At 70.4% G+C, this 26,982-nt stretch carries 26 protein-coding genes; 12 read left to right on the top strand and 14 right to left on the bottom strand.

The window, feature by feature from the left end; translation table 11 throughout:
* The first annotated feature begins 21 nt into the window (after nt 1-21).
* On the top strand, nt 22-504 hold the full coding sequence (locus AC3EO7_RS10205; protein ID WP_488186264.1) for a TetR family transcriptional regulator: 483 nt from the start codon (nt 22-24) through the stop codon (nt 502-504).
* Between the two features lie 48 nt (nt 505-552).
* Nucleotides 553-1,731 carry an amino acid deaminase/aldolase gene (locus AC3EO7_RS10200; protein WP_431967655.1) on the top strand — a complete coding sequence of 393 codons (1,179 nt, stop codon included), beginning with the start codon at nt 553-555 and terminating at the stop codon, nt 1,729-1,731.
* Nucleotides 1,732-1,739: 8 nt separating this feature from the next.
* Here the strand turns inward: AC3EO7_RS10200 and AC3EO7_RS10195 are convergent, their stop codons facing one another.
* Nucleotides 1,740-5,069, bottom strand: a complete 3,330-nt coding sequence (locus tag AC3EO7_RS10195; protein ID WP_435591058.1) for an AAA domain-containing protein — start codon at nt 5,067-5,069, stop codon at nt 1,740-1,742.
* 116 nt (nt 5,070-5,185) lie between these two features.
* A complete protein-coding gene (locus AC3EO7_RS10190; protein ID WP_435591057.1) occupies nt 5,186-6,994 on the bottom strand; it encodes a DEAD/DEAH box helicase in 1,809 nt (602 codons plus the stop codon).
* Between the two features lie 62 nt (nt 6,995-7,056).
* On the opposite strand from AC3EO7_RS10190, the gene AC3EO7_RS10185 reads away from it, so the two are divergent.
* Nucleotides 7,057-7,911 carry a carbon-nitrogen hydrolase family protein gene (locus AC3EO7_RS10185; protein ID WP_435591056.1) on the top strand — a complete coding sequence of 285 codons (855 nt, stop codon included), beginning with the start codon at nt 7,057-7,059 and terminating at the stop codon, nt 7,909-7,911.
* A gap of 11 nt (nt 7,912-7,922) precedes the next feature.
* Complete coding sequence (locus tag AC3EO7_RS10180; protein WP_431967663.1) at nt 7,923-8,546, top strand: phosphoribosyltransferase; 624 nt, start codon at nt 7,923-7,925, stop codon at nt 8,544-8,546.
* Here the strand turns inward: AC3EO7_RS10180 and AC3EO7_RS10175 are convergent, their stop codons facing one another.
* Genes AC3EO7_RS10175 through AC3EO7_RS10155 form a run of 5 tightly spaced genes read right to left on the bottom strand, consistent with a single transcriptional unit; the run spans nt 8,547 to nt 12,576 of the window.
* A complete protein-coding gene (locus AC3EO7_RS10175) occupies nt 8,547-9,074 on the bottom strand; it encodes a gamma carbonic anhydrase family protein (RefSeq protein ID WP_435591055.1) in 528 nt (175 codons plus the stop codon). It lies immediately after the preceding gene.
* A 27-nt stretch (nt 9,075-9,101) separates the two neighbouring features.
* Nucleotides 9,102-10,043, bottom strand: coding sequence for an ESX secretion-associated protein EspG (locus tag AC3EO7_RS10170; RefSeq protein WP_431967667.1), 942 nt, complete (start codon nt 10,041-10,043; stop codon nt 9,102-9,104).
* The gene (locus AC3EO7_RS10165) at nt 10,040-11,323 is read right to left on the bottom strand and encodes a WXG100 family type VII secretion target (protein ID WP_431967669.1); all 1,284 of its coding nucleotides are present in this window, start codon (nt 11,321-11,323) and stop codon (nt 10,040-10,042) included. Before AC3EO7_RS10165 ends, AC3EO7_RS10170 begins: the two co-directional genes overlap by 4 nt.
* Nucleotides 11,316-11,825, bottom strand: a complete 510-nt coding sequence (locus tag AC3EO7_RS10160) for a hypothetical protein (RefSeq protein WP_435591054.1) — start codon at nt 11,823-11,825, stop codon at nt 11,316-11,318. Before AC3EO7_RS10160 ends, AC3EO7_RS10165 begins: the two co-directional genes overlap by 8 nt.
* Before the next feature lie 28 nt (nt 11,826-11,853).
* The gene (locus tag AC3EO7_RS10155; protein ID WP_431967673.1) at nt 11,854-12,576 is read right to left on the bottom strand and encodes an alpha/beta hydrolase; all 723 of its coding nucleotides are present in this window, start codon (nt 12,574-12,576) and stop codon (nt 11,854-11,856) included.
* Nucleotides 12,577-12,678: 102 nt separating this feature from the next.
* On the opposite strand from AC3EO7_RS10155, the gene AC3EO7_RS10150 reads away from it, so the two are divergent.
* Nucleotides 12,679-13,593, top strand: coding sequence for an SMP-30/gluconolactonase/LRE family protein (locus AC3EO7_RS10150; protein ID WP_431967675.1), 915 nt, complete (start codon nt 12,679-12,681; stop codon nt 13,591-13,593).
* Between the two features lie 268 nt (nt 13,594-13,861).
* Here the strand turns inward: AC3EO7_RS10150 and AC3EO7_RS10145 are convergent, their stop codons facing one another.
* The gene (locus AC3EO7_RS10145; RefSeq protein ID WP_431967977.1) at nt 13,862-14,842 is read right to left on the bottom strand and encodes a helix-turn-helix transcriptional regulator; all 981 of its coding nucleotides are present in this window, start codon (nt 14,840-14,842) and stop codon (nt 13,862-13,864) included.
* A 63-nt stretch (nt 14,843-14,905) separates the two neighbouring features.
* Between AC3EO7_RS10145 and AC3EO7_RS10140 the strand changes: the two genes are divergently transcribed.
* The 3 genes from AC3EO7_RS10140 to AC3EO7_RS10130 all read left to right on the top strand — a co-directional run bounded on the left by AC3EO7_RS10140 (nt 14,906) and on the right by AC3EO7_RS10130 (nt 17,101).
* Complete coding sequence (locus tag AC3EO7_RS10140) at nt 14,906-16,048, top strand: epoxide hydrolase family protein (RefSeq protein WP_435591053.1); 1,143 nt, start codon at nt 14,906-14,908, stop codon at nt 16,046-16,048.
* A gap of 124 nt (nt 16,049-16,172) precedes the next feature.
* Nucleotides 16,173-16,535 (top strand): DUF1304 domain-containing protein, encoded by a 363-nt coding sequence (locus AC3EO7_RS10135; RefSeq protein WP_431967678.1) that lies wholly within the window; start codon nt 16,173-16,175, stop codon nt 16,533-16,535.
* A 5-nt stretch (nt 16,536-16,540) separates the two neighbouring features.
* Nucleotides 16,541-17,101: a TetR/AcrR family transcriptional regulator gene (locus AC3EO7_RS10130; RefSeq protein ID WP_431967680.1), complete on the top strand. Its 561-nt coding sequence runs from the start codon at nt 16,541-16,543 to the stop codon at nt 17,099-17,101.
* Between the two features lie 500 nt (nt 17,102-17,601).
* Here the strand turns inward: AC3EO7_RS10130 and AC3EO7_RS10125 are convergent, their stop codons facing one another.
* Nucleotides 17,602-18,315, bottom strand: a complete 714-nt coding sequence (locus AC3EO7_RS10125) for a hypothetical protein (protein ID WP_435591052.1) — start codon at nt 18,313-18,315, stop codon at nt 17,602-17,604.
* A 247-nt stretch (nt 18,316-18,562) separates the two neighbouring features.
* On the opposite strand from AC3EO7_RS10125, the gene AC3EO7_RS10120 reads away from it, so the two are divergent.
* Nucleotides 18,563-19,735 (top strand): acyl-CoA dehydrogenase family protein, encoded by a 1,173-nt coding sequence (locus AC3EO7_RS10120; protein WP_431967684.1) that lies wholly within the window; start codon nt 18,563-18,565, stop codon nt 19,733-19,735.
* Nucleotides 19,736-19,744: 9 nt separating this feature from the next.
* Nucleotides 19,745-20,872 (top strand): acyl-CoA dehydrogenase family protein, encoded by a 1,128-nt coding sequence (locus AC3EO7_RS10115; protein ID WP_431967686.1) that lies wholly within the window; start codon nt 19,745-19,747, stop codon nt 20,870-20,872.
* Between the two features lie 50 nt (nt 20,873-20,922).
* On the opposite strand, the gene AC3EO7_RS10110 is transcribed toward AC3EO7_RS10115, so the two are convergent.
* Nucleotides 20,923-21,414: a hypothetical protein gene (locus AC3EO7_RS10110; RefSeq protein ID WP_431967688.1), complete on the bottom strand. Its 492-nt coding sequence runs from the start codon at nt 21,412-21,414 to the stop codon at nt 20,923-20,925.
* A 293-nt stretch (nt 21,415-21,707) separates the two neighbouring features.
* On the opposite strand from AC3EO7_RS10110, the gene AC3EO7_RS10105 reads away from it, so the two are divergent.
* Nucleotides 21,708-22,007 (top strand): hypothetical protein, encoded by a 300-nt coding sequence (locus AC3EO7_RS10105; protein ID WP_431967690.1) that lies wholly within the window; start codon nt 21,708-21,710, stop codon nt 22,005-22,007.
* Nucleotides 22,008-22,214: 207 nt separating this feature from the next.
* Nucleotides 22,215-23,072 carry a GNAT family N-acetyltransferase gene (locus AC3EO7_RS10100; RefSeq protein WP_435591051.1) on the top strand — a complete coding sequence of 286 codons (858 nt, stop codon included), beginning with the start codon at nt 22,215-22,217 and terminating at the stop codon, nt 23,070-23,072.
* On the opposite strand, the gene AC3EO7_RS10095 is transcribed toward AC3EO7_RS10100, so the two are convergent.
* From AC3EO7_RS10095 to AC3EO7_RS10080, 4 genes are all read right to left on the bottom strand, one after another.
* Nucleotides 23,062-23,988, bottom strand: a complete 927-nt coding sequence (locus AC3EO7_RS10095; RefSeq protein WP_435591050.1) for a hydroxymethylglutaryl-CoA lyase — start codon at nt 23,986-23,988, stop codon at nt 23,062-23,064. The two genes, AC3EO7_RS10100 and AC3EO7_RS10095, sit on opposite strands and share 11 nt — an antisense overlap.
* Entirely contained in the window at nt 23,982-24,152 is a 171-nt protein-coding gene (locus AC3EO7_RS10090) for a hypothetical protein (RefSeq protein ID WP_435591049.1), read from the bottom strand. Before AC3EO7_RS10090 ends, AC3EO7_RS10095 begins: the two co-directional genes overlap by 7 nt.
* 73 nt (nt 24,153-24,225) lie before the next feature.
* A complete protein-coding gene (locus AC3EO7_RS10085; RefSeq protein WP_431967696.1) occupies nt 24,226-25,452 on the bottom strand; it encodes a CaiB/BaiF CoA transferase family protein in 1,227 nt (408 codons plus the stop codon).
* Between the two features lie 286 nt (nt 25,453-25,738).
* Nucleotides 25,739-26,662, bottom strand: a complete 924-nt coding sequence (locus AC3EO7_RS10080; RefSeq protein WP_431967698.1) for a TauD/TfdA dioxygenase family protein — start codon at nt 26,660-26,662, stop codon at nt 25,739-25,741.
* Nucleotides 26,663-26,982: the final 320 nt, after the last annotated feature.

Below are 26,982 nucleotides of genomic sequence, written 5' to 3'. Positions count from 1 at the left end.
CTTTCGCCGAGGGAGTCGTCGTTGAGCGCACGTGGAGAAACAGTGGAGAGTCGGTTGCGGCCGACGATCTGCGAGGCCGTGGAGAAGGCGGCCGCCTCGCTCGATATCACCGGAGTACGGGCACTGCGGGTGCTGCTGCATGCCGGGGTCACCGCGTACTGGCCGCTGGTCAAGGCCGCGCCGACCAAGCACATCCGCGCCTATGAGGCGACTTTGCGCACGCTGCGCGAGCGCTGGGAGCTGCGGTCCGGGTCATCGTCGCCCGACCCCGCCGCCACCGAGATGTTCCGGGAAATGGACACCGAGGTCGCCAACTTCCTTCAGCTCTGTGCCGATCGCTCCGGTGCGCAGTGGCTGGAGCCGGTGGACGACATCGCCGCCTACACGGTCTCGGTCCTGCAGGGGACCGTGCTGCGCTGGCTGGCCGATAGTAACGACGAGACCACGCTGATAGTTCTGGACGACTTGGTGACCGGTCTGGCGACCCGGGCGGCCGAAGTCTGACTCGGACAATACTGGACGTATGACCAGTTTGGTGGTTGAGTTGTCCGGGTGAGCGAGACCTCGCCGATCGCCGGACTGCACGCCGCCACCGCCGACCTCGACCCGCCACTGGCGGCGCTCGATCTGACGGCGTTGCGTGCCAATGCGGCCGACTTGGTGCGTCGCGCGAGCGGCGTACCGATCCGTGTCGCCAGCAAATCCGTGCGCTGCCGCGCCGTCCTGGAAGCCCTGCTCGGCGGCGAGCTGACCGCGGCCGACGGCTTCGCGGGCATCATGTCCTACTCCTTGCGCGAGGCGCTCTGGCTGGCCGGTCTCGGCGCCCGCGACATCCTGCTCGGCTACCCGACCGTCGATCGCGCGGCGCTGGCCGAACTCGCCTCCGACGACATCCTGCTCGGCGCGATCACCCTGATGATCGATGACGTCGCCCAGCTCGACCTGATCCGCGCCGCCGTGGGCACCGACCTGGTCCGGCCCCGTGTCTGCCTCGACGTGGACGCGTCGCTGCGCATCGGTCCGCTGCACCTCGGCGTGCGACGCTCGCCGATCCGCACCCCCGACCAAGCCGCCGCCCTGGCCCGCGCCGCGCTCGATCGCGGCTTCGACGTGGTCGGCGTGATGACCTACGAGGCGCAGATCGCCGGACTGCCCGACAGCAATGCCGCGGTGCGGCTGGTCAAGCGGGCCTCGGCCGCCGAGATCGCCAAGCGCAGGGCGCGGGTGCTGGACGCGGTGCGCTCGGTGGTGGGCAAGCTGGAGATCGTCAACAGCGGCGGCAGCGGTTCGATCGAGGTCAGCATCGCCGATCCGGATGTCACCGAGGTGACGGCGGGCTCGGGTCTCTACGTGCCGACACTGTTCGATCACTACCGCGCCTTCACCCCGCGGCCCGCGTTGTTCTTCGCCACCCCCGTGCTGCGCAAGCCGACGCCCTCCATCGCGACGGTGTTCGCGGGCGGCTACATCGCCTCCGGCCCGACCGGCGCATCCCGGGTGCCGAAACCCGTGTGGCCCAGCGGCTTACGGCTCATCGGCACCGAGGGCGCCGGCGAGGTGCAGACCCCGCTCTCGGCCGCCGCCGAACTGCGCATCGGCGATCGGGTGTGGTTCCGCCACGCCAAGGCGGGCGAACTGTGCGAGCGATTCGATCAGGTCCATCTCGTCGAATCGGACGGCAGCCGCACCACCGTCCCCAGCTATCGCGGCGAAGGCAAGAACTTCGGCTGAGCGCGTCCTCAGCCGAGGTCGAGGAAACGGGCCAGGTCGGGCAGATCCTCGGGCGCGGCGGGCAGGTATTCGGTGAGCAGGGGCGACCGGATGATCACCGCCCGCCACATCGCCCGCGACACCGCGGCGCGCACCAGGTCGCGCGACAACAGGAACGACATGCCGTGCGGCGCGTCGGCCGGGCTCGACGTGGTCATCGACAGCAGCACCACGGCGGCCTCCCTGCCGCGGAAGCGGTCGACGGTGCCCACCAGCACGTCCTCGATCTTGGCGCGCGCCAGCATGGTTCGGATCCGGCCGACCTGAGCGCCGTACGGCGCGACGACGAAGATGTCGTGCGGATGCAGCCGCCGGGTGGACGCGCCGGTGGTCCAGGACAGGCCGAGCAGGGCGCGGACCTGGCGCACCACCTCGCGCGCCTCGGCGGCGGATTCGGTGGCGTCGCCGTAGTGGTCGACGAGCATGGTGCCGATGCCCGGCTCGACGCCGTCGAGTTGCCTTGCCAGCGTGACGGTTTCGTTCGAGCGCAGCCTGCCGTCGTAGAACAGCCGGGAGATCGGATCGCACACGCGAGGATGCATCCGCCAGGTGCGGTCCAGGAAGTATCCGCGCTCGGATCCGACGGTGTTGCGGCCTGCGAGCAGCCAGCCCAGCGTCGATTCGCCCACGGGTCCAGGATGGGTGCTGCGCGCGGCAGTGGGCTGTGGGTCGCCGAGCAGCAACAGATTTCGCGCGCTGCCCGCCACGGTCGCCGTCTCGGCCAGCGGGAACCGGCCCGCGTCGGCGATCACCAGCAGGTCCAGGCTGTCGGCGGGGACCATCGAATCGTCGGCGAAATCGGCGGGCAGCCCGCCGATCACACACCCGTTCACGGCGTTGTCCAGGAACCGCGGATAGCGAGCACCGTCGATCACCGCCCACTCCGGAGCCACCGCCGCGGCGTCCTTCTTCGCGACCAGCTCCGGCAGCACGCCGACCGCGACGATCGCGTCGAGCAGGCTCTCGACTGTCGAATGTGCCTGCGCCACAACCCCGATACGCCACCTGTCCTTGATGATCAGCCGCTCCAGGACCCGCGCGATGGTGGAGTTCTTCCCGGTCCCCGACGGGCTCTGCACCACCAGGTACGACTCGTCCAGGGCACGGGTGGCGGCGGTGATGGCGGCGGCGTGGTCGCCGTGCACCTCCGGCAGCGGTGCGTCACCGCGCAGCCGCGGCGCGCGCCGGGCCATGATGTCGAACAAGGCGCAGGCGGGAATCTCCGGCAGCGTCACCAGCAGTCGCTGCGCGGCCGATTCCATGGCGGCCTCGGCGTTCTCGTCCCAGTCGGGCAGTCCGGGCGCGATGGCGGCGGGTAGGTCGTCGTAGGGTTCGCAGCCCTCCGGCAGGAGCTCCTCCAGGCGGACGGTGTCGTCGAAGTCGGCGTCCACCGCGCAGCCGAGCACCGTCGCGGTCGCGGTGGCGCGCCGGCCGCCGACGGCCATGCCCGCCGCGACCGGGTGGTCGTAGTAGGTGCAGACGGTGGCGCCCGGCGTCAACGCGGCAGCGCCGCCGCCGTCGCAGCCGGTGCCGATCCGGCCGGTCAACGTCAGATACCTGCGCATGGACGGGCGATTCGGGCTGTGATGCCACTTCGTGTCCACGGTGCCCCAGTCGGCGATCAGCACGCCGGACGCGTCGGGCCATTCGTGCACGGGAAGGCTGAGGCGGTCCGCGTGCGCGTACCACAGCGGCTGCCGCTCGCGCCGGTGATAGCCGAGCGCCGCGGCCATGAGCGCCGCAGGGTGGTCCGGATCGCGCTGTGCCGCCGCGTATTCCGCGAGCGCGGCCTCCACCGAGGACGGACCGGAGACGGGCGCGAGCTGGGGCCGATCCCCTTCGGGCCCGAGGCGCCACGAGTCGTCGCGCGGCAACGCGATCGCCCGGGGATCGGCGGGCTGCTCGGCCGCGAGCTCCAGCAGCCAGTCGCGCAATCGCAGCACGGTGACGCACGCGGGTTCCGGCTCGCCGGGCATCTCCGGCAGCAGGCGCCGCAGCCGATCCAGGCGGTAGGAATCCTCGCCGACCAGCAGCGCGTTGCGCACGATCGGGTACAGGTCGACGAGCACGCCGTCGCGCAACAACTCGTCGGCGATCTCCTCACCGACGCCCGACCCGGTCCAGCGCAGCAGCGCCGAGCGCACCTCGGAGGTGTAGTGGTAGACGCGCATGTCCGGAAACGTCCGCCGCCGGTGCGCGAGCAGATCGAGCACCTTGGTCAGTGTGTCCCGCCACGCTACGTCCTCGTCCTCGTCGTCCGGCGTGCGCAAGGACAGGTGCACGGCGCCCGCCGCGGCAACCTCGATCGCCGCGAGTCGTCCGCGGTCGGTATCGAGGGTCAGCGCCAGATCGCCCGGCGAGACGGGCGGCAGGCCACGCAGCGCGGGCGCGTAGATCAGCGTGTGGGCCGGGCGACCGGAATCCTCGCGCCGCCGTTGGATTTCGGCCTGCCTGCGCAGCGTGGTCACGGCGCGTGGCGGCAGTCCGGGCACCGCGCTGTCGAGTCCGCCGAGCCGGTCGATGGTGCTCACCCCGGCCTCGCGCAGCCTGGCACGCGTGGAGGAGGACATGCCCGCCACCAGGAGCAGATCGCGGGCGGCCGTCAGCTCGGCGGTGCAGGTCGGGCAGCGGCCGCAGGCCAGGTAGCGCGGATCGCCCCACTGCACAGGGAGCAGTTCCCCCAGCTTCTCCTCCAGGATCCGCTCGACGCGCCGCCGCCGGGCTCGATACACCGGAACCAGATCGGCGAGCGGATAGTCGGCGCTCTCCGCACCGAGGTGCAGCCGGACCAGGGGCGCGGCCAGCGCGCCGCCCCTGTCCAAAGCCTCGGCGCAGGCGGCCGATTCGAGCGCCGCGCCCACCCGATCCCACGGCGTCGCCGCGGCGCCGTGCACGGTGTAGCGCACCCGGTGCCCCGCCCGGACCAGATAGTCGCAGCGGCAGGCGAATCCGCCGTCGAAGAAGATGGCATTGTGCAGCACCGGCACGCCCTCGCGCAGCGCGGCCTTCGTCTGCTCGTGCGCGTCCCGCAGCGCGGCTACGCATCCTTCCGGGTCGTCCGGATTCTGTGGCGGCTGGCGGATTTCGACCATGCCGCCGCCGTAGCGGTCGCGGAAATCGGCGAGCCTGCGCTCGCGGGAGTCGTCGACGCGGCGCGGCTCGGCCGCGAACCGCGCGAGGCCGGGCTCGTCGTCCGGGAGCGACCCCAGTTCGGTGTCGAGGGCGCGGAGCAACGCGAATTCACAGCGCGCCGCGCGCACGAGATCAGCGGCGGTGCATACGACACGATCACCGAACACGAACAAACGCGCCCCTCCTGTGTCTTCGCCGGGACACCCGCACCAGGCGCGCTGGCATGCGCGCCGGTCGGCAACACCTTAGCTAGCCCGCGTGACCTCGGGTTACCCCGCCCGGCTCAGGAGCGTGGCTTACGGCGCTCCGGGCGCTTGGCCGCATCGCGATCGCGGCGCGGACCCCGGCTGAAGGAGCGGTGCGAGGGCGGGCCCTGGTCCAGTTGCAGTTGGATGAGCTGGCCGCTGATCCTGGTGCGCCGCAGGGCTTCCAGCGTCTCGGGGGGCAGCTGCGCGGGTAGCTCGACCAGACTGTGGTCCGGCCGAATGCTGATATGCCCGAAGTCGCTGCGTCGCAAACCACCCTCGTTGGCTATGGCGCCCACGATCGCGCCGGGCGCCACGCGGTGCCGCTTGCCGACGCTGATCCGGTAGGTGGCCAGCTCCGTGCCGGTGCCACGGTGGTGCGAGGCCGCGGGGCGGTCCTCGTCGAACCGGCGGGCGGGCCGTTCCCGCGGCATCCGCTCGCGGCGTTCCGGCTCGGGTTCCGGCTCCATGAAGAAGTTGTCGCCGTCGTGGGAGCCGACCACGAGCGCCGCGGCGATGTCGACGAGCGGGATGTCGTGCTCGCGCTCGTAGTCCTCGATCAGCTTGCGGAACAGCGGCAGATTCGCCGAGGACAGGTTCTCGGTGATGGCATCGCCGAACTTGGCGACGCGCTGCGCGTTCACGTCCTCGACGCTGGGCAGCTGCATCTCCTCGAGCGGGTGGCGGGTGGCGCGCTCGATCGCCTTGAGCAGATGCCGCTCCCTCGGCGCGACGAACAGCAGCGCCTGCCCGCTGCGCCCGGCCCGGCCGGTCCGGCCGATGCGGTGCACGTAGGACTCGGTGTCGTGCGGGATGTCGTAGTTGACCACGTGCGAGATGCGGTCCACGTCCAGGCCGCGCGCGGCGACGTCGGTGGCGACCAGGATGTCCAGCGTGCCGGACTTGAGTTGACCGATGGTGCGCTCGCGCTGGTTCTGGGCGATGTCGCCGTTGATCGCCGCGGCGGAGAAGCCGCGGGCGCGCAGCTTCTCGGCGAGCTCTTCGGTGCCCTGCTTGGTGCGCACGAAGATGATCATCGCCTCGAAGGACTCGACCTCGAGGACCCTGGTCAGCGCGTCCAGTTTGCGCTGGTGCGAGACCTGCACCCAGCGCTGGGTGATGTTGGTGTTGGTCTGGGTCTTGGCCTTGACCGTGATCTCGACCGGGTCGTGCAGGTACTGCTTGGAGATCTTGCGGATCGCCGAGGGCATGGTGGCCGAGAACAGCGCGACCTGCTTGTCGGACGGCGTCTCGGCGAGAATCCGCTCGACGTCCTCCTGGAAGCCCATCTTGAGCATCTCGTCGGCCTCGTCCAGCACCAGGTACTGCAGCTGGGACAGGTCGAGCGTGCCCTTCTCCAGGTGGTCGATGACCCGGCCGGGCGTGCCCACCACGACGTGCGCGCCGCGGCGCAGGCCGGACAGCTGGACGCCGTAGCTCTGCCCGCCGTAGATCGGCAGCACGTGCAGGCCGGGCATGTGCGCGGCGTAGCGGCCGAACGCCTCGGCGACCTGAATGGCCAGCTCGCGGGTCGGCGCGAGCACCAGCGCGCGCGGCTCCTTGCCGTCGGCCTGCAGGCCCATCAGGATCGGGATCGCGAATGCGGCGGTTTTGCCGGTGCCGGTCTGCGCCAGACCGACCACGTCGGCGCCTTCGAGCAGCGGCGGAATGGTCGCCGACTGGATCGGCGAGGGAGATTCGTAACCGACATCGGCGATGGCCCGCAGGATGCGGTCATCGATACCCAAGTCGGCGAAGGACGGGCCGGCAGCCGGGGAAGCCGATTCGCTCCCAGCCGGGTCCCTGTCGTTGTCGCCAGGAACGCTGTCGACCTCATTGATGTTCATTGACCAGGAGTTTACTGCCTGGCGGTGGCCCTCCCGGTCACCGGGCCAATACGGTGAGACCTATGCAACTGAATGACGCGCCCGAACATCAGGACCAGCCCGTCTCTCCGGTGGAGGTCGCGGTCGTTCAGTTCGCGCCGGGAAAGGATCCGGCGGGCAATCTCGCGGCGCTGCGCGAGCACGTCGGGACCGCCGCGGGCCGTGGCGCCCGGGTGGTGGTCGCGCCCGAATACTCGATGTTTGCCGTGACCCGGCTCGACGAGCGCGTCGTGGCCGTGGCCGAGCCGCTGACCGGCCCGTTCGCCACCGGACTCGGTGCGATCGCCAGGGAGTTCGGGGTGTACCTCGTGGCGGGCATGGTCGAGCAGGTGGCTCCAGGAGCGGACCGGATTCGCAATACCCTGCTGGTGTTCGGGCCCGACGGCGAACTCGTCACGCGGTACCGGAAGGTGCACCTCTACGACGCGTTCGGACACCTGGAATCCGACGTGGTCGAGCCCGGCGTGATCGAGGCGCCGCCGATCTTCGCCGTCGACGGGGTGCGCTTCGGCGTGCAGACCTGTTTCGATCTGCGCTTCCCCGAGGGTTTCCGGCGCATCGCCGCCGCGGGCGCGCAGGTGCTGGTGCTGCCCGCGCAGTGGATTCCCGGCCCAGCCAAGGTCGACCAGTGGACCACGCTGCTGCGGGCGAGGGCGATCGAGAACACCACGTACGTGCTGGCCGCCGACCAGTGCGCGCCGCGCGGCGCGGGCGCGTCGATGATCGTCGACCCCACCGGCAGCGTGCTCGCCGAACTCGGCGACGAACCCGGCGTGCTCACCGCCAGCGTCGACCTCGCGCACCTGGCCACCGTGCGCACCACCAACCCGAGCCTGGCCTTGCGCCGATTCGCGATCACCGAGCGCGCACCGGAGTAGCGTTCGAATCGATGGTCTACGCCGATCGGATCGCCGCCGGCCGGGCGCTTGGCGCCGAGCTGGAGCACCTGCGCGCGTCGAAGCCGCTGGTGCTCGGGCTGCCCCGCGGCGGGGTCCCGGTCGCCGCGACGGTGCGCGAGATCATCGGGGGTGACCTGGACATTCTGCTGGTGCGCAAGCTCGGCGTTCCGTGGCAACCGGAGCTGGCGATGGGCGCCATCGGCGAGGACGGGGTGCGGGTGCTGAACACGGACGTGCTCGTCCACACCGGCGTCACCCAGCGCAGGCTCGCGGCGATCGAAGAGGCCGAGCGCGCGGAGCTGGAGCGGCGCAGGAAGGTGCTCCGCGGCGGCGCGGAACCCGTGCCGATCGCCGGGCGCACGGTGGTGATCGTCGACGACGGGATGGCCACGGGGGCCACCATGATGGTCGCCTGCCGGGTCGCGCGCCTGCACCAGCCGACGCGCATCGTGGTCGGTGTGCCGGTGTCGTCCGGCGAGGCGATCCGCCGGGTGGAGACCGAAGCCGACGAGGTGGTGTGTCCGCTGGTGCCGCGCAGCCTCGGCGGCGTCGGCGTCGCCTACCGCGACTTCCACCAACTCGCCGACCACGAGGTCACCGACCTGCTGATCTGATCAGCCGACTTCGGTGATGCCCTTGCGGTGCCGCTGCGCGAGTTCCGCGTAGACGCCGGGATTGAGCTGCACCCACAGCTGCGCCTGCGTGCCCTCGATCGGGCGCTTCACTTCGGCGGGGGAACCCGCGGCGAGCACGCCGTCGGGGATCTCGGTGCCGGGCAGCACCAGCGAATGCGCGGCGACCATGCTGCCCGCGCCGATCTTGACGAGGTCGAGCACGGTGGTTCCGTTGCCGACGATCGCCTCCGCGCCGACGGACGCGCCGTGGAACACCACGCTGTGCGCGATGGTCGCGCCGGGACCGATCTCCATCGGCACGTCCGGCGGCACGTGCAGCACGGCGTTGTCCTGGATGTTCGCGCGTTCCCGGATGGTGATCGGCGCGAGATCGGCGCGCAGCACCGCGCCGTACCAGATCGAGGCGCCCGCCTCGACCCGCACGTCACCGATCAAGGTCGCGTTCGGCGCGACGAACGCCGTCGGATCGATCTGCGGTCGCTTGCCTTCGAATTCGTAGAGTGGCACGGCTACAGGTCTACCAGCGCCGGATCGCTACCAGCGTTCGGACCGCGCGGTGGTCTTCTCGGCGGCGGTGAGCATTGGGCGCAGATGCGCGGCAAAGGTTTCCGCGGTCACCGGCGCGACGTGCACGTCCGCGCCGGTGCGGACGGCGTAGCGGCCGTCCTCGGCGACGTCGATCCAGCACAGCACCCCGAACGGCGTCAGCCCCTCGGCCCGGCGCACCGACACCACGATCTGGCCGATGCCGTCGCGCGGACGGGCGAGCAGGCGGCGGATCCGCGCGGGCGCGGACGGACCCGACACCGGAACGGTCACCAGATCGCGGCTGTCCTCCCTGACCCGCGACAGCGGCGAGCTGAGCCGGGCCGTGTTGCCGGGCGGATTCTCGGGAAGCATCGAGATCACCCGAGCGGGCAGGCTTTTCGGGCTACCGACGAACAACCTGATGTCGCCGCCGCGGTCCGGTGCCGGGCCGGGCCGTTGCGCGGCGACGACCGCGATGTTGCCCGAGGCGATGCCGAGGACGCGCACGGGCTTCGCGGCGCCGTTGGCAGGGGCTTCTGAGACGATGTCGAACCTGGCGCGGGACGCGACGCCATCGCGTCCCGCGCCGGAGACGCCGTTCCCCGCCGTCACGGAGTGGGTCGCGGCCGTCGACGGCCCCGCGGACGCGCCGATGGCGAATTCCGCGGCGTCCGTGAGTTGTTCGTCGTCGAGCACGGCGGCGCGGTTGGTCGGGCGGTGCTCGCCGAACACCTCCACTCGCACGGTCGGCCGGGCGAGCAGCCGCAGCGCCGCCTCCAGGTCGGCGTCCAGCGTCCGCTCGCACCACTGGTGCAGGGCGGGCAGCTGCGCCGCCCGCTCCATCGAGTCGCGCGCCGAGAGCCGGACGGCCAGCGGATACGGAATGCGGTCACCGTCGGTGCGCTCCCAGGCCATGGCGAACTGGTCCGGAGTCAGCGTCCAGTTCACTCCAGCTCGGTCCATTCGCCGACGACCGGTGGCGTGGTCGGATCGAGTTCGCCGATCAGTTCGCCCGTCTCGTCCGCGGGTTCGAGGAAGGTCAGGTCGTCATCGATCCAGTGCAGCTCGTCGTCCTCGTCCTCGGCGCGGGCGGCCGCGGCCTTGGACGCGACGCTGGAACCGTGCCGAGTGGTGTCGGCCGCGGCGATCGCGCCGCCCATCAGCCCGCCGACGGCGCCCGCGCCCATGCCGGTGACGGCTTCGCTGTTGGCGTCTTTGCGCCGTTCCTCGCGTTTGCGTTGGTCGTCGGTGGAGCTCGCGCTGCTGCCGGGGAAGGTCGCGCCGGGCAGCGCGGTGGAGGCCGCTCCCACCGGTGCGGAAACACCAGGGCGCGGTGTGCGATCCGGAGCGGACGGCGCGGTGGCGGCGGGGGAGTCGGCCGCGACGGGAACCGTCTTCGCAGCCGCAGGCACGGTGTCGGCGGCAGGTGGCGTCGCGAGCGGTCCGGCGGCGGAGGTCACCGTCGCCGGGGTCGTGTCGGTGGCCGGTGGTCCGTCCGGTTGGGGTTTCGTCTCCTGCGCCGTTTCGACCGTGGTCGCGGGTAGCGCGGTCAGGGCCGAAACAGGTTGGGCGCCAGGGCTTTGCGCGGCGTCTGCCGGGAGGGCGGGCGCGGTCACCAGTCCGGCGGCGCTCGGGGTGATGCCCGCCGGGATGACCGGCGTGTCGTCCGGGAAAGCCGGGACGCCGGAACCGCTCTGTAGGAAAGCGTTGGTGTAGATGCTGTCCATGGCCTGCACGACGTCCTGCCGATCGTGCTCGGTGGCCTTCTGCGCGACGATGTTTCCGGTCGCTTGGTTCGGATCGAGCAGCGCGGCCGCCAGATCCGGCTCGGCGCCGGACGGCGAACCGACCGCGGACCGCAGTGTCTCGGCGGCGTCACCGGCCTGTCCGAGCCGCTGCGCCACCGTCGCCATCACATCGGCGATCTGCTGCCCACGCTGTTCGAAATCGCGCACCGCGTCGGCGGCGGTCTGCGCGGCGCCGCCGCGCCAGCCGTCGGCGATGGTCGAGCGAATCTCGTTGTGCGCCTGCGCGACCGAGTCGGTGAGTCCGGTCGCCGAACTCTGCCAGGCCTGCCTGCCCGCGTCGATCGCCGCCGGGTCGAGCAGCTGCACCTTGCCGTGGATCTCCTGGTGGGTGAGGTTGTCGAAGACCTCGACGCTCGGCGCGTAGGCCGGATCGACGCGGGTGTGCGGTGCGCGTTCGGTCTGATACGGAATCTCACGCATGCGCCGCTCCCGTCGCGTCCACCCGGCCGACCGCGGCCGCGAGTTCGGTGTCGGCCTCGGTGTATGCCGTCGCCGCGGCGCGGAAGGTCTGGGCGAGCGCCCGCGCCGAGTCGGCGTAGTCGCGCAGCCGCGCGATCGCGCCCTCGGCCTTGTTCTCGAAACCGAGCCGCAGCGCGTCACCCGAGGCGAAGCCGCCGAAACCGGGGAGCGAGACGGCCGCGCTCAGCACCTGGATCTGCCCCTCGACCTCGTCGGCGAGCTGTTCGTAGCGCCGGGCGCAGCGCTCGTGCGCACCCTCGGCGACCAGCACGCCGTCGATCCAGAGCCTGCCCTCGTCGACCGCTTGGTTCAGTGCCGTGACCTGTGGTTGCACTGTGCTGTCTTGTGCTTGCGCTGTGCCGTCTTGTGCTTGCGCTGTGCCGTCTGGTGCTTGCGCCGCGCCGTCCTCTGGCTGCGCCGCGCCGTCTTGTGGTTGCACCCCGCCGTCCCCCTGTCTCCTCATCGTGCCGCGTTCCGCAGCCGTATTCGGTTCACGCGTGTCGTGCCAACCCCACGACGACGCCCTGCATCCAGTCCGCGATGTCTGCGCCGACCCGCGCGTGCACCGGCTCGTGCAGCAGATCGTGCCCGGAGTCGGCGTACTCGCGTAAATCTACCCATTCGTGGCGTTCAGTCCAGACCCGCATCGCGTCGACCGGGGCGCGACGGTCCTCCACGCCGTGCACGGCGAGCACGGGAAGGTCGGCAGGGAGCGGGGTGCCTGGAGCGCCGGGCAGGCCGCTGCCGAGGGCGCGGCGCGGCACGGCCGAGAGCACCAGACCGGTCAGTGTTCCGGGGACGAGGCTCGGGACGATCGGGACGTTCGCTTCCACGGCGTTCAGGTCCGTGGCCGTGCTCGCGTCCGGGATCGCGGCGCCCAGCATGCCGAGCGCGGTGACCGCGCCGAGCGAGTGCCCCATCAGCAGCAGCGGCGATGCCGGCAGTTCGGTGCGCGCCAGATCCACCAGCCTGGTCGCGTCCGCGACCAGCTCGCCGAGGGTGCCCGGGTGTTCGGGATCGCCCTCGCTGAGGCCGTGCCCCGCGGTATCCAGCCCCCACAGCTCGATATCGACCGAGCGCAGGATGCGGGCGAACCGGTGGTAGTGGCCGGTGTGCTGTCCGATACCGGGCAGTAGCACCGCCACGGCCGCGTGTTGGTCGACCGGCCAGCGCCGATAGTGCAGTCTGCCGCGTGTGCCGTCGAAGAAGAGCATGCACTGATAGTGCCAAAACTTCTGCCCCTCAGGGGACTTCACCACTCCGGCGAAATGACGGTTAAAATGCGCGCGTTCGGGGTACCGATCAGGAGGTTCCAGGTGTCCATCGTCGAGCTGCCCGCGGCCGTGCGCCGCAGCGTACCCGTGCTCGCCCTCGCCCTCGCCTGCGCTGGATTCGCCGCGCCGAGCGCGACCGCCGAACCGGGCCCCGGCTGTGCGTCCGCGACGGCGACGACCGCGGTGCCCGCCGTCGTTCCGGTGCTGGACTGGTCGGAGAACCTCGGCTACGACCGGCAGGGCAACCTGTGGGTGTCCCGGCTGTATCGCAACGAGGTGCAGCGCTACGACGGGGCCGGACAACTGACCGCGAGGGTGCCGGTGGAATTCCCCGGTGCGGTCCGGCTCGGACCGGACGGGCTCATGTACGCGGTCTACGGCGACGCGCCCACCAGCGTGGTGCGCCCCGGCGGCGTGGTCCGGTTCGACCCGGCCGCCGCCGACCCGCGCCCCGAGATCTTCGCCTCCGGGTTCACCATGCCCAACGGCGCGGCCTTCGACGCCGACGGCGCCCTCTACGTCGCGTCGGCGACCGGGGTGATCCGCATCGGCCGCGACGGCGTCGTCGATACGGGCTGGACCGAGCGCGCGAAGCTGAACGCCAACGGCATCGCGATTCACGACGGCACGGTCTACCTGACCTCCAACGGCGGCCCGTTGGGACGAGTGCTGCGCTTCCCGGTCACCGAGCCGGAACGCCGCACCGTCCTCACCGACCTGTCGTCCGCGCTGCCCGGCATCCCGGACTTCGCCGACGACCTGCTCGTGGACGAGGCGGGCGTGGTCTACGTGACGACGCTGTCCGGCCAGCTCGTCCGAATCGACCCGAACGGCCAGTCCTGTCGCGTCCTGGCGAGCGAGCCGATGACATCCGCCGTCGCCGTGCCCGACCGGCCCGGCGAATTGCTCGCGGGCACCGAACGCGGCGCGATCCTCCGCATCCAGCTCGCCCCCTGACCGTCGGCCGCGGGGCCGGGTGCGCTTCCGTCGATATCGACGCCGCCTCGAACTCGCCGCGCGGGCTGTGGTCGCAAGCGCGCCGATCTATGGCTGCGGTGCGGGCGAGGAAGCCAACAGGCTCGGATTAGAAGCGGCGCATTTGCGTGGCCGCGGCTTTCCACGGACCGCCCACACGGTTCACATAGGTGTCAGCTGTGTGAGGCGTACGGACTGTGTGTGGTGTGGCAGCTAGGGGTGAGCCGATAGGGGGAGCGTCGAGCGGGAGCTAGAGCCGCGGGCCTTCGGCCGGGGTGAGGGCGGAGGTGATCCGAGCGGCGATGGCGTGTAGTTCCTCTGTCAGTTCCGGGGATTCGTGGACGCGGAAGGCGACGCCGAGGTCGAGCAGGCGGTGGGCCAGCCAAGCCGGGGAGTCGTCGCGGGTGGCGGTGAGGCGGCAGGTGTGGTCGTCCAGTGCGGTCAAGTCGCCGGTGTCCTCGCCGAGGCGGCCCGCGACGCGGGTGATCGGGGCGGAGATCGTCACGAAGACGCGGTAAGCCGGTGCGCCCCAATCAGTTCGGCGGCCCGCGACGTAGTCGGCGGGGGAGGCGGCGGGTAGTGGGCGCGGGGTGAATCGGGCGCCGGTGGGCTGCGGACGTTGGATCCGATCGACGCGGAAGACCCGCCAGTCCGCGCGATCGAGGTCGTGCCCGAGCAGATACCAGCGGCGGCGGACCGGGACCAGGCCGACCGGTTCCACATGACGGCGAGTCTGCGCGCCGGATTCGCCGCGGTAGCCGAAACGCGCTCGCTCCCTGTTGGTTACGGCCGCAGCCAGCGTGCTCAGCACTTCCGGGTCGACGGTCGGTCCGTCGTGCGCGGGCGCGGCGGTCGCCGAACCGAGCACCCGCACGCGACGGCGCAGCTTGGCGGGCAGGATCTGCTCGAGCTTGGCGAGCGCGCGCACCGACGCCTCCTCGATGCCCGCGACCGCGGACCCGGCCGCGGCCCGCAGACCGACCGCGATGGCCACCGCCTCCTCGTCGTCGACGAGCAGCGGCGGCATGGCCGCGCCTGCCACCAGCCGATAGCCGCCTGTGGCGCCCATGGTGGCCTCGACCGGGTAGCCGAGTTCGCGCAGCCGGTCGATGTCGCGGCGCACCGTGCGGTCGGTGACGCCGAGGCGTTCGGCCAGTTCACTGCCCGAGAATTCGCGCGGGGTCTGCAACAGCGAGAGCAGGCGGAGCAGGCGGGCGGGGGTGTCGTTCACGAATTCCAGAATCCCAGAAAAGTAGGACATAGATGGTCCTATATGGCTTCTAACGTTGTGGTCGTGACGAACCGAAATGCCCTCCGCCCCTTCCACATCGACATCCCTCAGGTCGATCTCGACGACCTGACCGACCGGCTGGCCCGCACCCGCTGGTCGGCGCAGCTGCCCGGCGCGGGCTGGGAACGCGGTGTCCCGGTCGACTATCTGCGCGAGCTCGCCGAGCACTGGCGCACCCGGTTCGACTGGCGCGCGCAGGAGGCGGCGCTGAACGAGTTCCCGCAGTTCCTGACCGACATCGATGGGCTGGACGTGCATTTCGTGCACGTGCGTTCACCCGAGCCGGACGCGCTGCCGCTGCTGCTGACCCACGGCTGGCCCAATTCGTTCGTCGAGTTCACCAAGACCATCGGTCCGCTGGCCGACCCGAGGGCGCACGGCCTCGACCCCGCTCAGGCGTTCCACGTGGTGGTGCCCTCGGTGCCCGGGTTCGCCTTCTCCGCGGCCCCGACCGAGGACATGACCACCGGCCGGGTGGCGCGGATGTGGGTGGAGCTGATGGACCGCCTCGGGTACCGGCGTTACGGCGTTCAAGGCGGTGATCTCGGCGCGTATGTCGCGCCGGAGATGGCGTTGGCCGCGCCGGACCGTGTGGTCGGCGTGCACCTCGACGGCGGCATCGGCATGCCGACCGCGGCGGACGTGCCGACCATGAGCGCCGAGGAACGCGCGGAGTGGGATCTCATGCAGCAGTGGATGACCGGCGGCGTCGACCATCACACGCTGTTGCGCGCGGCGCCGCAGACCTTCGCGCACGCCTGGACCGATTCGCCGGTCGGACTGCTGGCCTGGCAGACGCAGAAGTTCCGCGAATTCACGCCGCTGGTCGACCATCTCGAGGAAGCGATCGACCGCGACCACTTGCTGACCAATGTCAGCCTGTACTGGTTCACCGCCACCGCGGGCACGTCGTCCTGGCCGATGTACAACGGCCTCGGCAAGGCGGGCTTCGCCTGGCCGACCGGACAGAAGCTGGTCCCGACGGGCGTCTACGGCGGCGGCTCCGCGCTCATGCGCCGCCTTGCCGAACAGGACAACGACATCGCCCACTGGCCGGAGGGCAACACCGGCAACCACTTCGTGGCAATGGAAGTCCCGGACATGCACGTCGCCGACATCCGCACGTTCTTCGCCGAGCTCGCCTGAGCGCCGAGGCCTCCGGGCGGTTTGGGCTGATCCTCGTCCGCCGCAGCGGATGCGGCGCCCTTGATAGACATCTGTCCATGTATTCTAGACATCTGTCTATTAAATCCTAGGGATTGGATACGCGATGGAGACGACTGCGAATGTGTTGGTCGGCCTGCTGGCCGCGCTGCACCTGTACATCCTGGTTCTGGAGATGTTCCTGTGGGAGAGGAAGCCGGGCCGCAAGCTCTCCGGCTTCGATGCGGCGATGGCCCGTGCCACCGCCCCGCTCGCCGCGAACCAGGGGCTCTACAACGGGTTCCTGGCGGCCGGGCTGGTCTGGGGTCTGATCGCCGAGAATCCGATCAGGTTCCAGGTCCAGGTCTTCTTCGTCGTCTGCGTGCTCGTCGCCGGGCTGTACGGCGGCTTCACCGCCAACCGGCGGATCCTGATCGCCCAGGCATTGCCCGGGGCGCTGGCGCTCGCCGCCGTCCTGCTGGCCAGGTGACTGTCATGCAAGCAGATCCCCGCACGGCACGGACCCGGGCCAAGCTGCGCCGGGCACTGCTGGAGGAATGCGACAGCCACCCGTTGGCAGAGGTCAGCGTCGCCGCGTTGGTGCGCCGGGCGGGGGTCGGCCGCGCCACGTTCTATCTTCACTACGCCGACTTGGAGGCGGTCGCCGTCGATGCCTGCGCCGATGTCGTCCGCGATGCCGTGGACTCCCTGCACGCCTGGCGCGGTACACCCGACCCCGCCAGCCCGCCGCCCGCCCTGCTTGCCTTCTTCGACCGTCTCACCCCGCACGCCGGGCTCTACCGGGAACTGTTGCGCCCGGGCGGCGGCGGTCCGCTCGGCCACGTACTCCATCGCGATCTGCGCGCCCGCAGCCACACCGAGCGCACCCTGGCCGGTGCGCCGGAGCCCGATCTGGTCGCCTCGGCCGTGGCAGCGACCTTCGCCGGGGTGCTCGCCGACTGGCTGCACGGCCTCATCGAGGCGACCCCCACCGAGATCGCGCAGCGGGTTTGGCGCCTGCTCGTCACTCTGCACCGCACCCCCTTGCCCCAATGATCGCCGCCTGCCGTGGTGTGCACCCGTCCTCGGTGAGTCGACCAGGACGCCTCCGGCCGGTCGGCCCATGGAGTGGTCTTCTCGCGCGTCTCCACCCTTGTCTTTTGTTCTGCCTCGGCTGATCGGGCGTCCGACAGATGTCCGTCTGTGCCGCCCGCTCGACAGCTCCGCCGAACGCGCGCGGTTCGAGGGTTGATGCCCGGTGCGGGTGCTGCCGTCGCGACCGCCGCAGCTATCGACCAGTGGCTGGGCGGCGGGGTCGGTGCGGCTGTCGCGAGATGCCGGTGCCTGAGCGGTGGGGGCGATACTGGGCAGGCTGCCACCAGGGCGTCGCCCGGCGCGCGCAGCGGACTATGCGGTGGTGGGAACCGCTGGTGGCTCGGCGGTGAGGGCGATGATGGGTACGAACTTCCCTGCGGGCGTGGGCTTGTGGTGTGCCGGGTGCGCTGCGGTGTGCGGGCGGTGCGGGTTCGAGGCGGCCGTCGCGGATCCGCCGACGATCAACTGCCAGGAACGATGGCGGGCGCGGGCTGCGGCGCGGCAGGGGCGGTCTCCGGTGCGGCGGGCGCGGGTGCCGCGGGTGCGGCGGCCGGGGTCTCCGGAACGACGAACGTGCCGACGGTCGGCGTCATCACGCAGTGCGCCCCGGGATATCCGATGACGCCCCACATCGACGCGATGACGGTCCCTGGGCCGGTGCGCACGGTCTTGGACAGGGTCGGCAGGTTGAACTCGGTCATGTCGTCGAGCGCGTCGATGCCACTGTGTCCGTTGTTGACGTTGAGCCACGCCACCACGAGTCCGGAGCTGAGCGGGGCGCCCGAGTGCGACGGGGTGGCGCTGAAACGGAGGGTTCCCGGCTCCGGGCTGGCGCCCTGGTCGCGGTTGTTGCCCTCGGTGGTGCCCGCCGCGATGATCGTGGTGATGGGGCCGTTGCTGCCGCAGCCGAAGGTGGGGGCGGCGTAGGCGAAGGGCGCCCAGGCGCCCGCGATGTCGCGTAGCTGGGCGACGTCGACGAGCTTGGTGTACGAGCTGAGCGCGTCCACGCCCGCGCGCGCGGCCTGGTCCGTTCCTGCGCGTTCGGTGAGGTGGGTGACGGCCTGATCGATCGTCGCGTCCGGCGCGGCGGAGGCGGGTCCGGTGAGGGTCAGGACCGCACCGATGCCGAGGGAAGTCACAGTCGCGGCCACGCGTGCGATGGTTCTGCCGTTCACCAAGTTCTCCTCGAATACGAACCCAGGGTTTCCCCGGCCCTGGGCTGCAACGTACCAGTTCGACGCGCCCGCCGCCGAGTCGGCCGAGCGGATTTCTCCCGGTCGCCGCAGGGTTGCGCGGCCGTGCGAAGCCCGCAGGTCGGCGCGGTGTCGTGCCTGCCAGACGCCGAATGTGATCCACTCGACAGCGTCGGATTACCCCGGGGTAGGTTGGTGCCGGAAGTACGAGACACAACGGGAGTTGCGTATGAAAATATCCCTGTCCCCCGACGAGGCGGCTTTCCGCGACGAGCTGCGGCAGTTCTACCGCACCCAGATCCCCGCGGAGATCCGTGAGCGCGTGAAGTACGGCCACGAGCTCTCTCGTGAAGACGTCGTCACGGTGCACAAGATCCTCAACGACAACGGACTCGCGGTGCCGAACTGGCCGGTGGAGTGGGGCGGCAAAGACTGGACCCCGATGCAGCGCCACATCTGGCAGGACGAGATGCAGCTGGCCTCGGTGCCCGAGCCGCTGACCTTCAACGCTCAGATGGTCGGTCCGGTCATCGCGCACTTCGGCTCACAGGAGCTCAAGGAGCGCTTCCTGCCTGCGACCGCGGCCCTCGACATCTGGTGGTGCCAAGGCTTCTCGGAGCCGGACGCCGGTTCGGACCTGGCCTCGCTGCGCACCACCGCGGTGCGCGACGGCGACTCCTACATCGTCAACGGCCAGAAGATCTGGACCACGCTGGCCCAGTACGCCGACTGGATCTTCTGCCTGGTGCGCACCGATCCGAACGCGCAGAAGAAGCAGTCCGGCATCTCCTTCCTGCTGTTCGACGTGAAGAGCCCCGGCGTCACCATCCGCCCGATCAAGCTGATCGACGGCGGGTACGAGGTGAACGAGGTCTTCTTCGAGAACGTGCGGGTGCCCGCCGATCAGCTGGTCGGCGAGGAGAACATGGGCTGGACCTACGCCAAGTTCCTGCTCGGCAACGAGCGCACCGGCATCACCGGTGTCGGCCGCACCAAGGTGAAGCTGGGCGTCGCGAAGGACTACGCGCGCCAGATCAAGTCCGGTTCGGGCACGCTGCTGGAGGACCCGGTGTTCGCCGCCCGGGTGGCCGAGCTGGAGAACGAGCTGCTCGCGCTCGAGCTCACCCAGTTGCGCGTGGTCTCGAATTCCACCGAGGGCAAGCCGAACCCCGTCTCCTCGGTGCTCAAGCTGCGCGGCTCGGAGTTGCAGCAGGCCGCCACCGAGCTGCTGCTCGACATCGCAGGACCGGACGCGCTTCCGGTCGACGCGGACGAGATCGCCTCCCCCGGCTGGGCGCAGCGCAGCGGCCCCAGCTACCTCAACTACCGCAAGACAACCATCTACGGAGGTTCGAGCGAGGTGCAGCGCACCATCATCGCCTCCACGATCCTCGGATTGTGAGGCTTCGCCATGGAATTCGAACTCACCGATGAACAGGTCATGCTGCGCGACACCGTGCGCGACGTGCTGGCCCGCAACTACGACCCGGAGTCCCGGGTGAAGGTGATCGACACCGAGCTGGGCTGGAGCCGCGACGTGTGGCGCCAGCTCGCCGAGCTCGGCGTGCTCGGCCTCGCTTTCACCGAGGAGGACGGCGGCGTCGGCGCCGGTCCGGTGGAGACCATGGTCGTGCTCGAGGAGATCGGCCGCAGGCTCGCGCCGGAGCCGCTGCTCGACGCGGTGCTGGTGCCGGGCGCATTGATCGCACAGGTCGGCAGCGCCGAACAGCGTCAGCGGATCCTGCCCGACGTGGCGGCGGGCGAGAAGCTGCTCGCCTTCGCGCACGCAGAGCCCGGCGTGCGCTGGCCGTCCGTCGACCTCGCGACCACCGCGACGGCCGAGGGCGACGGCTACCTGCTGACCGGCGTGAAGAACCCGGTGGCGCACGGCGATTGCGCCGACGATCTGGTGGTCAGCGCGGTGCTGCCGGGCGGTGGCGTCGGCCTGTTCGTGGTCGCCGCCGAGGGCGCCGGGGTGTCACGCAAGGGCTTCCGCACCGTCGACGGGCTGCGCGGCGCGCAGATCACCTTCGACAAGGCGCCCGCCGAGCTGCTCGGTGACACGCTGGACGCGGCCGAGTCGGTGCAGGTCGCGCTCGGCCACGCGCACGCCGGTCTGTGCGCCGAATCCATCGGCGCGATGGAGGAAGCGCTGCGGCTGACCACCGAGTACCTGAAGACGCGCAAGCAGTTCGGCGTCACGCTGTCGAAGTTCCAGACCCTGACCCAGCGGGCGGCGAACATGTACGTCTCGCTGGAGCTGGCCCGCAGCATGAGCCTGTACGTCACCGCGTCGCTGGCCGACGGGGCCGACGACCCGGTGGTCGCCTCGCGCGCCCGTCTCCAGGTCGGACGTTCGGCGAGGCACGTCGGGCAGGAAGCCATCCAGATGCACGGTGGCATCGGCGTCACCGCGGAGTACCCGGTCGGCCATTACGTCGCGCGGCTCACCGCGATCGGCCGGACGCTCGGCGGCGATCTCGACCATCTGAAGGTGCTCAGCGCCCAGGTCGGCAGCTACGACCTGCCGGAACTGTAGGACCACGGAGGTCGGGTGGCGGTGCGGGCGAAAACGTCCGCGCCGCCGCCCTACTCGTTTTCGCCCTGGTAGTCCGCCCGGGGTGTGGCGGCCGGTCGGCGGGATGTCGTCGATTCCTCGTCGACGGCCGACGGCGGTGTCGTAGCCGACAGCGTCCGCCGGGTCGTCGTCGGTTCCTCGGTCTCCCTTGTCGTTTCGGCCGCGGTGGTGCGCGGCTCCGTGGTGCGCTCGGGCCGGGGGGTGTTCGTCTCCGATTCCTCTTCCGGCGGAATGGTCATCGTGACGTATCCGGCGGGCCTGCGCGGGGGTCCGCCCGGCGCCATCTGCCAGGTCGGCGACGGCGGAATCACGATGCGCGACACCGTGCCCGTCGAACCGTCGTCGCGGACCACGGCCGCGGCAGCGGGACCGTCCTTGAGCGGTGGGGGCGGAACATAGGTTTCGTCGCCGCCGATCCCGCAGGAGCCGATGAGAACCAGACCGACCGAGACCGCTCCCGCTGCGATCGCTGGACCCGCGATCTTGGCCCTGCTGCTCTCCATTCGGGGACACTCCTCGTGTGTTTCGAGTGGGCTCACCATAAACCAGGTCGGTCACCCGGGCCAGGCGTACCTCCGCCGTCACTGCCGCCGGACCGGAACTTTTAAACACATATGATTCAGATATCGAATTGATCTCGTCCGCGTGTCGCGGGCACGTGTCGCGGCGGAGCCCCCTGTGCGGGCCGTAGCGTACGTGATCAAAGTTACGCATGAGACGCCTGTATCAGGATGAGAGACGCGCTGGTGGAGCTGCGCGATCGAACACTCTGATCGGCGTCACCGAGGAGAAGATGATGGGAGCATACTCGACCTCTCCGCTGCCGCCAGTAGACGCGACCTCCGACACGGCGGAGGACGCGAATCAGGAAGCGGCGAAGCAGAAAGCGTCGAATCCGCCCGCGCGTTCCGTGCCCACGATCGTGGCGCGAGCGTTGGCCTGGCTGTTCTTCCTCGGCGGTGTCGTCGGGGCCGTGCTTGGCATCGCGGGCTTGCACGTCGAGATCACCGTTGCGGGTCTGATCCTGGCGTGCACCGCGGGACTCGTCCTGCTCAAGATCCGCGCGGACAGCGGAGCGAGGAGCGGCACCGGCTGAGCAACCGTTTTCTCCCGTGATGTCGCTGCGAAAGTCATTGGTGCCCGGCGTCTTCGACGCTTATCGTGACGCCTGACAAGGGCAGCGGACGAAGTCCGTCGAAGGTCCGCGGAATCGCGGAGCGCGGCGGGATCGCGCCGGAGGGGCGCCGCGGACGGGGTACGTCCACACTTCGCACACTGCGGGAGCGAAGTGGAGGTACGCGGCATGCGGATCGAGATCACCGGCGATGCTGTCGCGTATCGCGCCGCGACAGAGGCCTTCGTGAGCCGTGATTTCCTGCGGCACACGGTGATCGCCACGGTCGTCGCCAACCACGTGGACGGGCAGCAGGCGGCGGACGGAACGTCGCGCTTCCTGTCGCTGCACGCGGCGGACGGCGCCGTCGTCGGCGTCGCCATGTGGGCCGGAGGTCGCGAGGTCTACCTGGGGCAGCTGCCCGCCGAGAGCCTGCGACCGGTCGCCGAGGCGTTCGCCGCCGCGGCGCCCGGCAACACCGGGGTCGAAGGGCTCGTCGCCGCCGCGGAGTCGTTCGCCGAGCATTGGTGCGCGCTGCGCGGCGTCGGTCTGCGGGAAGACGTCCGTACCAGGCTGTTCCGGCTCGGCGAGCTGCGTGTGCCGCGCGGGGTCGCCGGTGCGCCGCGCCGAGCCGCCGACCGCGATGTCGCGCTGTGTGTTGCCTGGTTCGAGGCCATGCGCCACGAAATCGGTCTGGCGCCGCCGCATCCGAACCCGGACGTGATCCGCAAGCGGGTGGCGGCGGGGCGCTGGTGGTTGTGGGAGGTCGGCGGCCGTCCGGTGAGCCTTGCCGCGCACCAGATTCCGGTGGGCGGCTGGACGCGCATCGGCCCGGTCTACACGCCGCCCGCCGAGCGCGGGCACGGCTACGCGTCGGCCCTTACCGCGCAGGTGTCGCGGGCCTTGCGCCGCAACGGTCTCGACGTCTGCCTGTTCACCGATCTGGCGAACCCCACATCGAACCGGATCTACCGGGCGATCGGTTACCAGCCGGTCGACGACTTCGTGAACTACGTGTTCGAGGACCGCCCCGCGGTCAGCCGATGACCCATTCGAAGGCCGCGGCCTTCGACCGCGCTCCCTCGGCGGCGCGCGAGCGGTTGGGTTCGCCGAGATCGGCGAGCAGGCCCTCGGTCAGTTCGACGAGCGTGGCCAGCGTGGGCGGCGCGAACCAGTCGGGGCGGGTGGCGAAGAGGATGTCCTCGCTGGAGGTGTTGCCGCTCGCGCCCGGCGCGAACGGGCAGCCGCCCAAGCCGCCGAGCGATCCGTCGACCATGCCCGCGCCCGCCGCGATCGCGGCCAAGGTGTTGGCCACGCCCATGCCCCAGGTGTCGTGGCCGTGGAACACGATGCGGCGCTGCGGCGTCCGGTCACGAACCGCGGAGATCAGGGCGGCGACCTGGGCAGGATGGGCCTGGCCGAGCGTATCGGCGAGCACGATGTCGCTCGCGCCCTCGGTGCGCGGATCGTTCGCGATCTCGAGCACCCGCTCCGGATCCACCGGGCCCTCGAACGGGCAGGTGAAACTGGTGGCCAAGCACAGCTGAATGGCGCCGCCCACCTCGTGGGCCAATCGCACCGCCTCCGGCATCACGGCCAAGCTGTCCTCGGTGGTGCGGCCGATATTGGCCTGGTTGTGCGAGTCGGAGACCGAGAAGCAGTACTGGAAATTGCGGACGCCCGCCTCCGCGGCCTTGGCCACGTGACGCGGGGTGGCCACCCACACCCAGCAGCGCTCGAGCTCCTCGGGGGTCAGGGCCGCGACCAGGTCCATGGTGTTGGCCATGGGCGGCACCAGGTCGGGGCGCGCCATCGAACCGATCTCCAGCGCGGGCACGCCGAGCGCGAGCAGGCGGCGCACGATCTCGACCTTGCGTTCCACCGGCAAGGTCTTGCCGGTCAGTTGCAGTCCGTCGCGCAGAGTCACATCACGCAGTAGCGCGCCGCTCGTCTCGGTCAGCACTGCCGGTCCTCCCGCGCCTGCGGCGGCACGCACATCACGCCCGCCCACGGTTTCTGGTTCGCGCCCGCCGGATTCGGGTGGATCGTCGGCCGCGCGTGTCCTGGCGCGCGCTGCTCCCACGTATTACGGCCGGCCGGCCTGCGCCGTACGCGCCTGCGGCTCATGCCTGCACCTCGCTGGCGCTCGCTTCCGGCATGCGCCGTGCGCGCTGGCACATGATTCGCTCGCTCCGCTCACTCATGCCTGCACCTCGCTGGATCCCGACGCGGCGGCGATCTCGGCCTCGCTCAGGCCGAGCAGTCCCGAGAGCACCTCGCGGGTGTGTTCGCCCAGGTCGGGGCCTACGTTGCGGATGGGAAGCGACTGTTCGCCGATCACCGGCACGATGCCGGGGAAGCCGACGGTCTTCGGTTCCGGTTCGCCGACGTCCACCGGGAACGGCTGAATCATGTTGCGCGCCTTGTACTGTTCGTCGTCGACGATGTCGGCGGCGGTGTAGATCGGCCCGCACGGGATGGCCGCGTCCTCCAGGATCTTCAGCGCTTCGTCCCTGGTGTGCCGCATCGTCCATTCGCCGATCGACGCGTCCAGTCGTTCGCGGTGGCGCCAGCGGCCCGCGTTGTCCTGGAGTTCGGGATCGGCCGCCAGATCGGGCCTGCCGATGACTCCCATGTAGCGCTGGAAGATCGCGTCGCCGTTGCCGCCGATGATGATGCTGAATCCGTCCCGGCAGGGGTAGGCGTTGCTCGGCGCGATGCCCTCCATCCGGCCGCCGACGCGCTCGCGGTTGATGCCGTAGGCCAGGTAGTCGGGGACCAGCGACTCCATCACCGAGAGAATGGCCTCGTTCAGTGCGACATCGATCACACGTTCCCGCAGGGGCACCGCGTCGTCCGTGCGCTCTCGCTGGAAGAGCGCCATCACGGTGCCGAAGGCGGCGTAGATGCCCGCGATGGAGTCACCGATCGAGACACCGACCCGCACCGGGGGACGGTCCGGATCGCCAACCAGTTCGCGCAGACCGCCCACGGCCTCGGCGACCGCGGCGAAACCGGGCCGCGCGGACATCGGCCCGGTCTGCCCGTAGGCGGAGATCCTGGTGATCACCAGATCGGGGTTGGCCTCGTTCAGCGCGTCGGGCCCGAGGCCCCACTTCTCGAGCATGCCGGGCCGGAAGTTCTCCAGCAGCACATCGCAGTGCCTGACCAGGTCGAGCACCACCGCGCGCCCCTCGTCGGTGCGCAGATCCAGGGTGATCGACTTCTTGTTCCGGTTGACGGTGCGGTACAGCATCGAGGTGTCGCCGCCGTAGAGCCGCCAGTTGCGCAACTCGTCGCCGGCCTTCGGCCGTTCCACCTTGATGACCTCGGCGCCGAAGTCGCCGAGGATGCGCCCGGCGGTGGGCGCGGCGATGTAATTACCGAGCTCGAGGACGCGAACTCCGTCCAACGGCCGAATACTCATGGCCACCAGTGTGGACTAATGGGGCTCTCGTCCTCGGCCCGCCCTCGGTCTCGGGCCGCCCCGCGTGTCTCTGAGCTTCCGGTCCGCGTGTCCAGGCGCCTTTGCTCGGCGTGTCTCGGTGCCTTCGAGGCGCCTTCAATCGGCGTGTCTCGGTGCCTACGCCCCGCGTGTCTTGGGCCTCCCGCCCGCGGTCTCTGAGCCTTCCTCCCGCGTGTTGCGGCGCCCTTGGGCGGGGTGTTTCCGGGCCTTCGGTCCTCGCGGGGCAGCCGTCGTCCGGCAGCGCCGGTCAGGCGGCGCGGGAGACCTCCTCGATGATCGAGTAGTGCTCGGCATTGCCCGCGATGACGGTGCTCGCGACGCCGTCCACGCCGACCGGGACATCGCCCGCCAGGGTGATGCGGGTCAGCTTGCGCGGCTGGTCGTCGTAGTCGTCGATGGCGTAGTGCTGGGTGGCGCGGTTGTCCCAGATCGCCACGTCACCGAGCTGCCAGTTCCACCGGACGGTGTTCTCCAGGCGCGTCACCCGGTCCTGGAACAGGCGGAACAGTGCCTGGGATTCGGCGCCGGACAGGCCGACGAAGTGCTTCACGAAGTGACCGACCAGCAGCGCCTTCTCGCCGGTCTCCGGGTGCACGCGCACCACCGGGTGCTCGGTCTCGAAGTAGGTCGACTCGAACTCGGCACGGTACTCGGCGGCGTTGGGGCGGGCCTTGGCGCCGTGCGCCGCGGCGTAGTCGTACACGTTGGTGTGCACCGCGCGCAGGTTCTCGGCGAGCAGCTTCAGTGGCTCGGGTAGCGATTCGTAGGCGGCCACTGTGGAGGCCCATGTGGTGGAGCCGCCGTAGGTCGGCAGGGTGACCGCGCGAAGGATCGACGCCTTCGGGATGCGGTCGACGAAGGTGACGTCGGTGTGCCAGCTGTTGGCGCGGCCGTACTCGGAGTCGATGGCCAGGCTCTTCAGCCCGTGCGAGGTGACGGTCGGGTGCGGGGTGGTCGGGCTACCGAGCAACTCGGCGAACTCGTACTGCCCATCCTCGGTGAGGTGGTCCTGGCCGCGGAAGAAGACGACCTTGTGTTCGAGCAGAGCGCGGCGGATCACGTCGACCGGCGCCGCGTCCAGGTCGCCGCCGAGCCGGACATTGTCGACCTGAGCGCCGATGCGGGCGCCGAGCTTGGTCACCGAAACAGTGGGGGCGGTTGCGATCGTCATGGTGATCACCTTCGCTGTCGAGAACGGTTAGTGCGCGCTAGAGCACACCACCCGTAAACCCTCCGCGACCAGGGTTTTCGTCGGCATGATCGCAACACGTGCCACTCGCGCCCCACAATTGGCGAACCGGTCCCGGCCCGTCAACCCCCGAACCACCATTTGACTCCCGTCGATTTTCAGCACCCCAGCACGCACACCGGGGACAGGTAGACCCGCCCCCATCAGCACCGCACCTACCACGCAACAGCACCCACCCTGTTACTCCCCAAGAACGCAACCACAGCCGGTCGACCACGCTGGAACCTGCGCCAGCGTCCACC

Source organism: Nocardia sp. bgisy118, assembly GCF_057708605.1.
Note: the sequence above shows the minus strand (reverse complement) of the source record. Positions and strands in the feature narration are given on the sequence as shown.

Coding starts and splice junctions, on each gene's coding strand:
- AC3EO7_RS10190 (WP_435591057.1), bottom strand. CDS start 6,994: ATGAACATCAATGAGGTCGACAGCGTTCCTGGCGACAACGACAGGGAC.
- AC3EO7_RS10185 (WP_435591056.1), top strand. CDS start 7,057: ATGCAACTGAATGACGCGCCCGAACATCAGGACCAGCCCGTCTCTCCG.
- AC3EO7_RS10180 (WP_431967663.1), top strand. CDS start 7,923: ATGGTCTACGCCGATCGGATCGCCGCCGGCCGGGCGCTTGGCGCCGAG.
- AC3EO7_RS10165 (WP_431967669.1), bottom strand. CDS start 11,323: ATGCGTGAGATTCCGTATCAGACCGAACGCGCACCGCACACCCGCGTC.
- AC3EO7_RS10160 (WP_435591054.1), bottom strand. CDS start 11,825: ATGAGGAGACAGGGGGACGGCGGGGTGCAACCACAAGACGGCGCGGCG.
- AC3EO7_RS10155 (WP_431967673.1), bottom strand. CDS start 12,576: ATGCTCTTCTTCGACGGCACACGCGGCAGACTGCACTATCGGCGCTGG.
- AC3EO7_RS10135 (WP_431967678.1), top strand. CDS start 16,173: ATGGAGACGACTGCGAATGTGTTGGTCGGCCTGCTGGCCGCGCTGCAC.
- AC3EO7_RS10130 (WP_431967680.1), top strand. CDS start 16,541: ATGCAAGCAGATCCCCGCACGGCACGGACCCGGGCCAAGCTGCGCCGG.
- AC3EO7_RS10120 (WP_431967684.1), top strand. CDS start 18,563: ATGAAAATATCCCTGTCCCCCGACGAGGCGGCTTTCCGCGACGAGCTG.
- AC3EO7_RS10115 (WP_431967686.1), top strand. CDS start 19,745: ATGGAATTCGAACTCACCGATGAACAGGTCATGCTGCGCGACACCGTG.
- AC3EO7_RS10110 (WP_431967688.1), bottom strand. CDS start 21,414: ATGGAGAGCAGCAGGGCCAAGATCGCGGGTCCAGCGATCGCAGCGGGA.
- AC3EO7_RS10105 (WP_431967690.1), top strand. CDS start 21,708: ATGGGAGCATACTCGACCTCTCCGCTGCCGCCAGTAGACGCGACCTCC.
- AC3EO7_RS10100 (WP_435591051.1), top strand. CDS start 22,215: ATGCGGATCGAGATCACCGGCGATGCTGTCGCGTATCGCGCCGCGACA.
- AC3EO7_RS10090 (WP_435591049.1), bottom strand. CDS start 24,152: ATGAGCCGCAGGCGCGTACGGCGCAGGCCGGCCGGCCGTAATACGTGG.
- AC3EO7_RS10085 (WP_431967696.1), bottom strand. CDS start 25,452: ATGAGTATTCGGCCGTTGGACGGAGTTCGCGTCCTCGAGCTCGGTAAT.
- AC3EO7_RS10080 (WP_431967698.1), bottom strand. CDS start 26,662: ATGACGATCGCAACCGCCCCCACTGTTTCGGTGACCAAGCTCGGCGCC.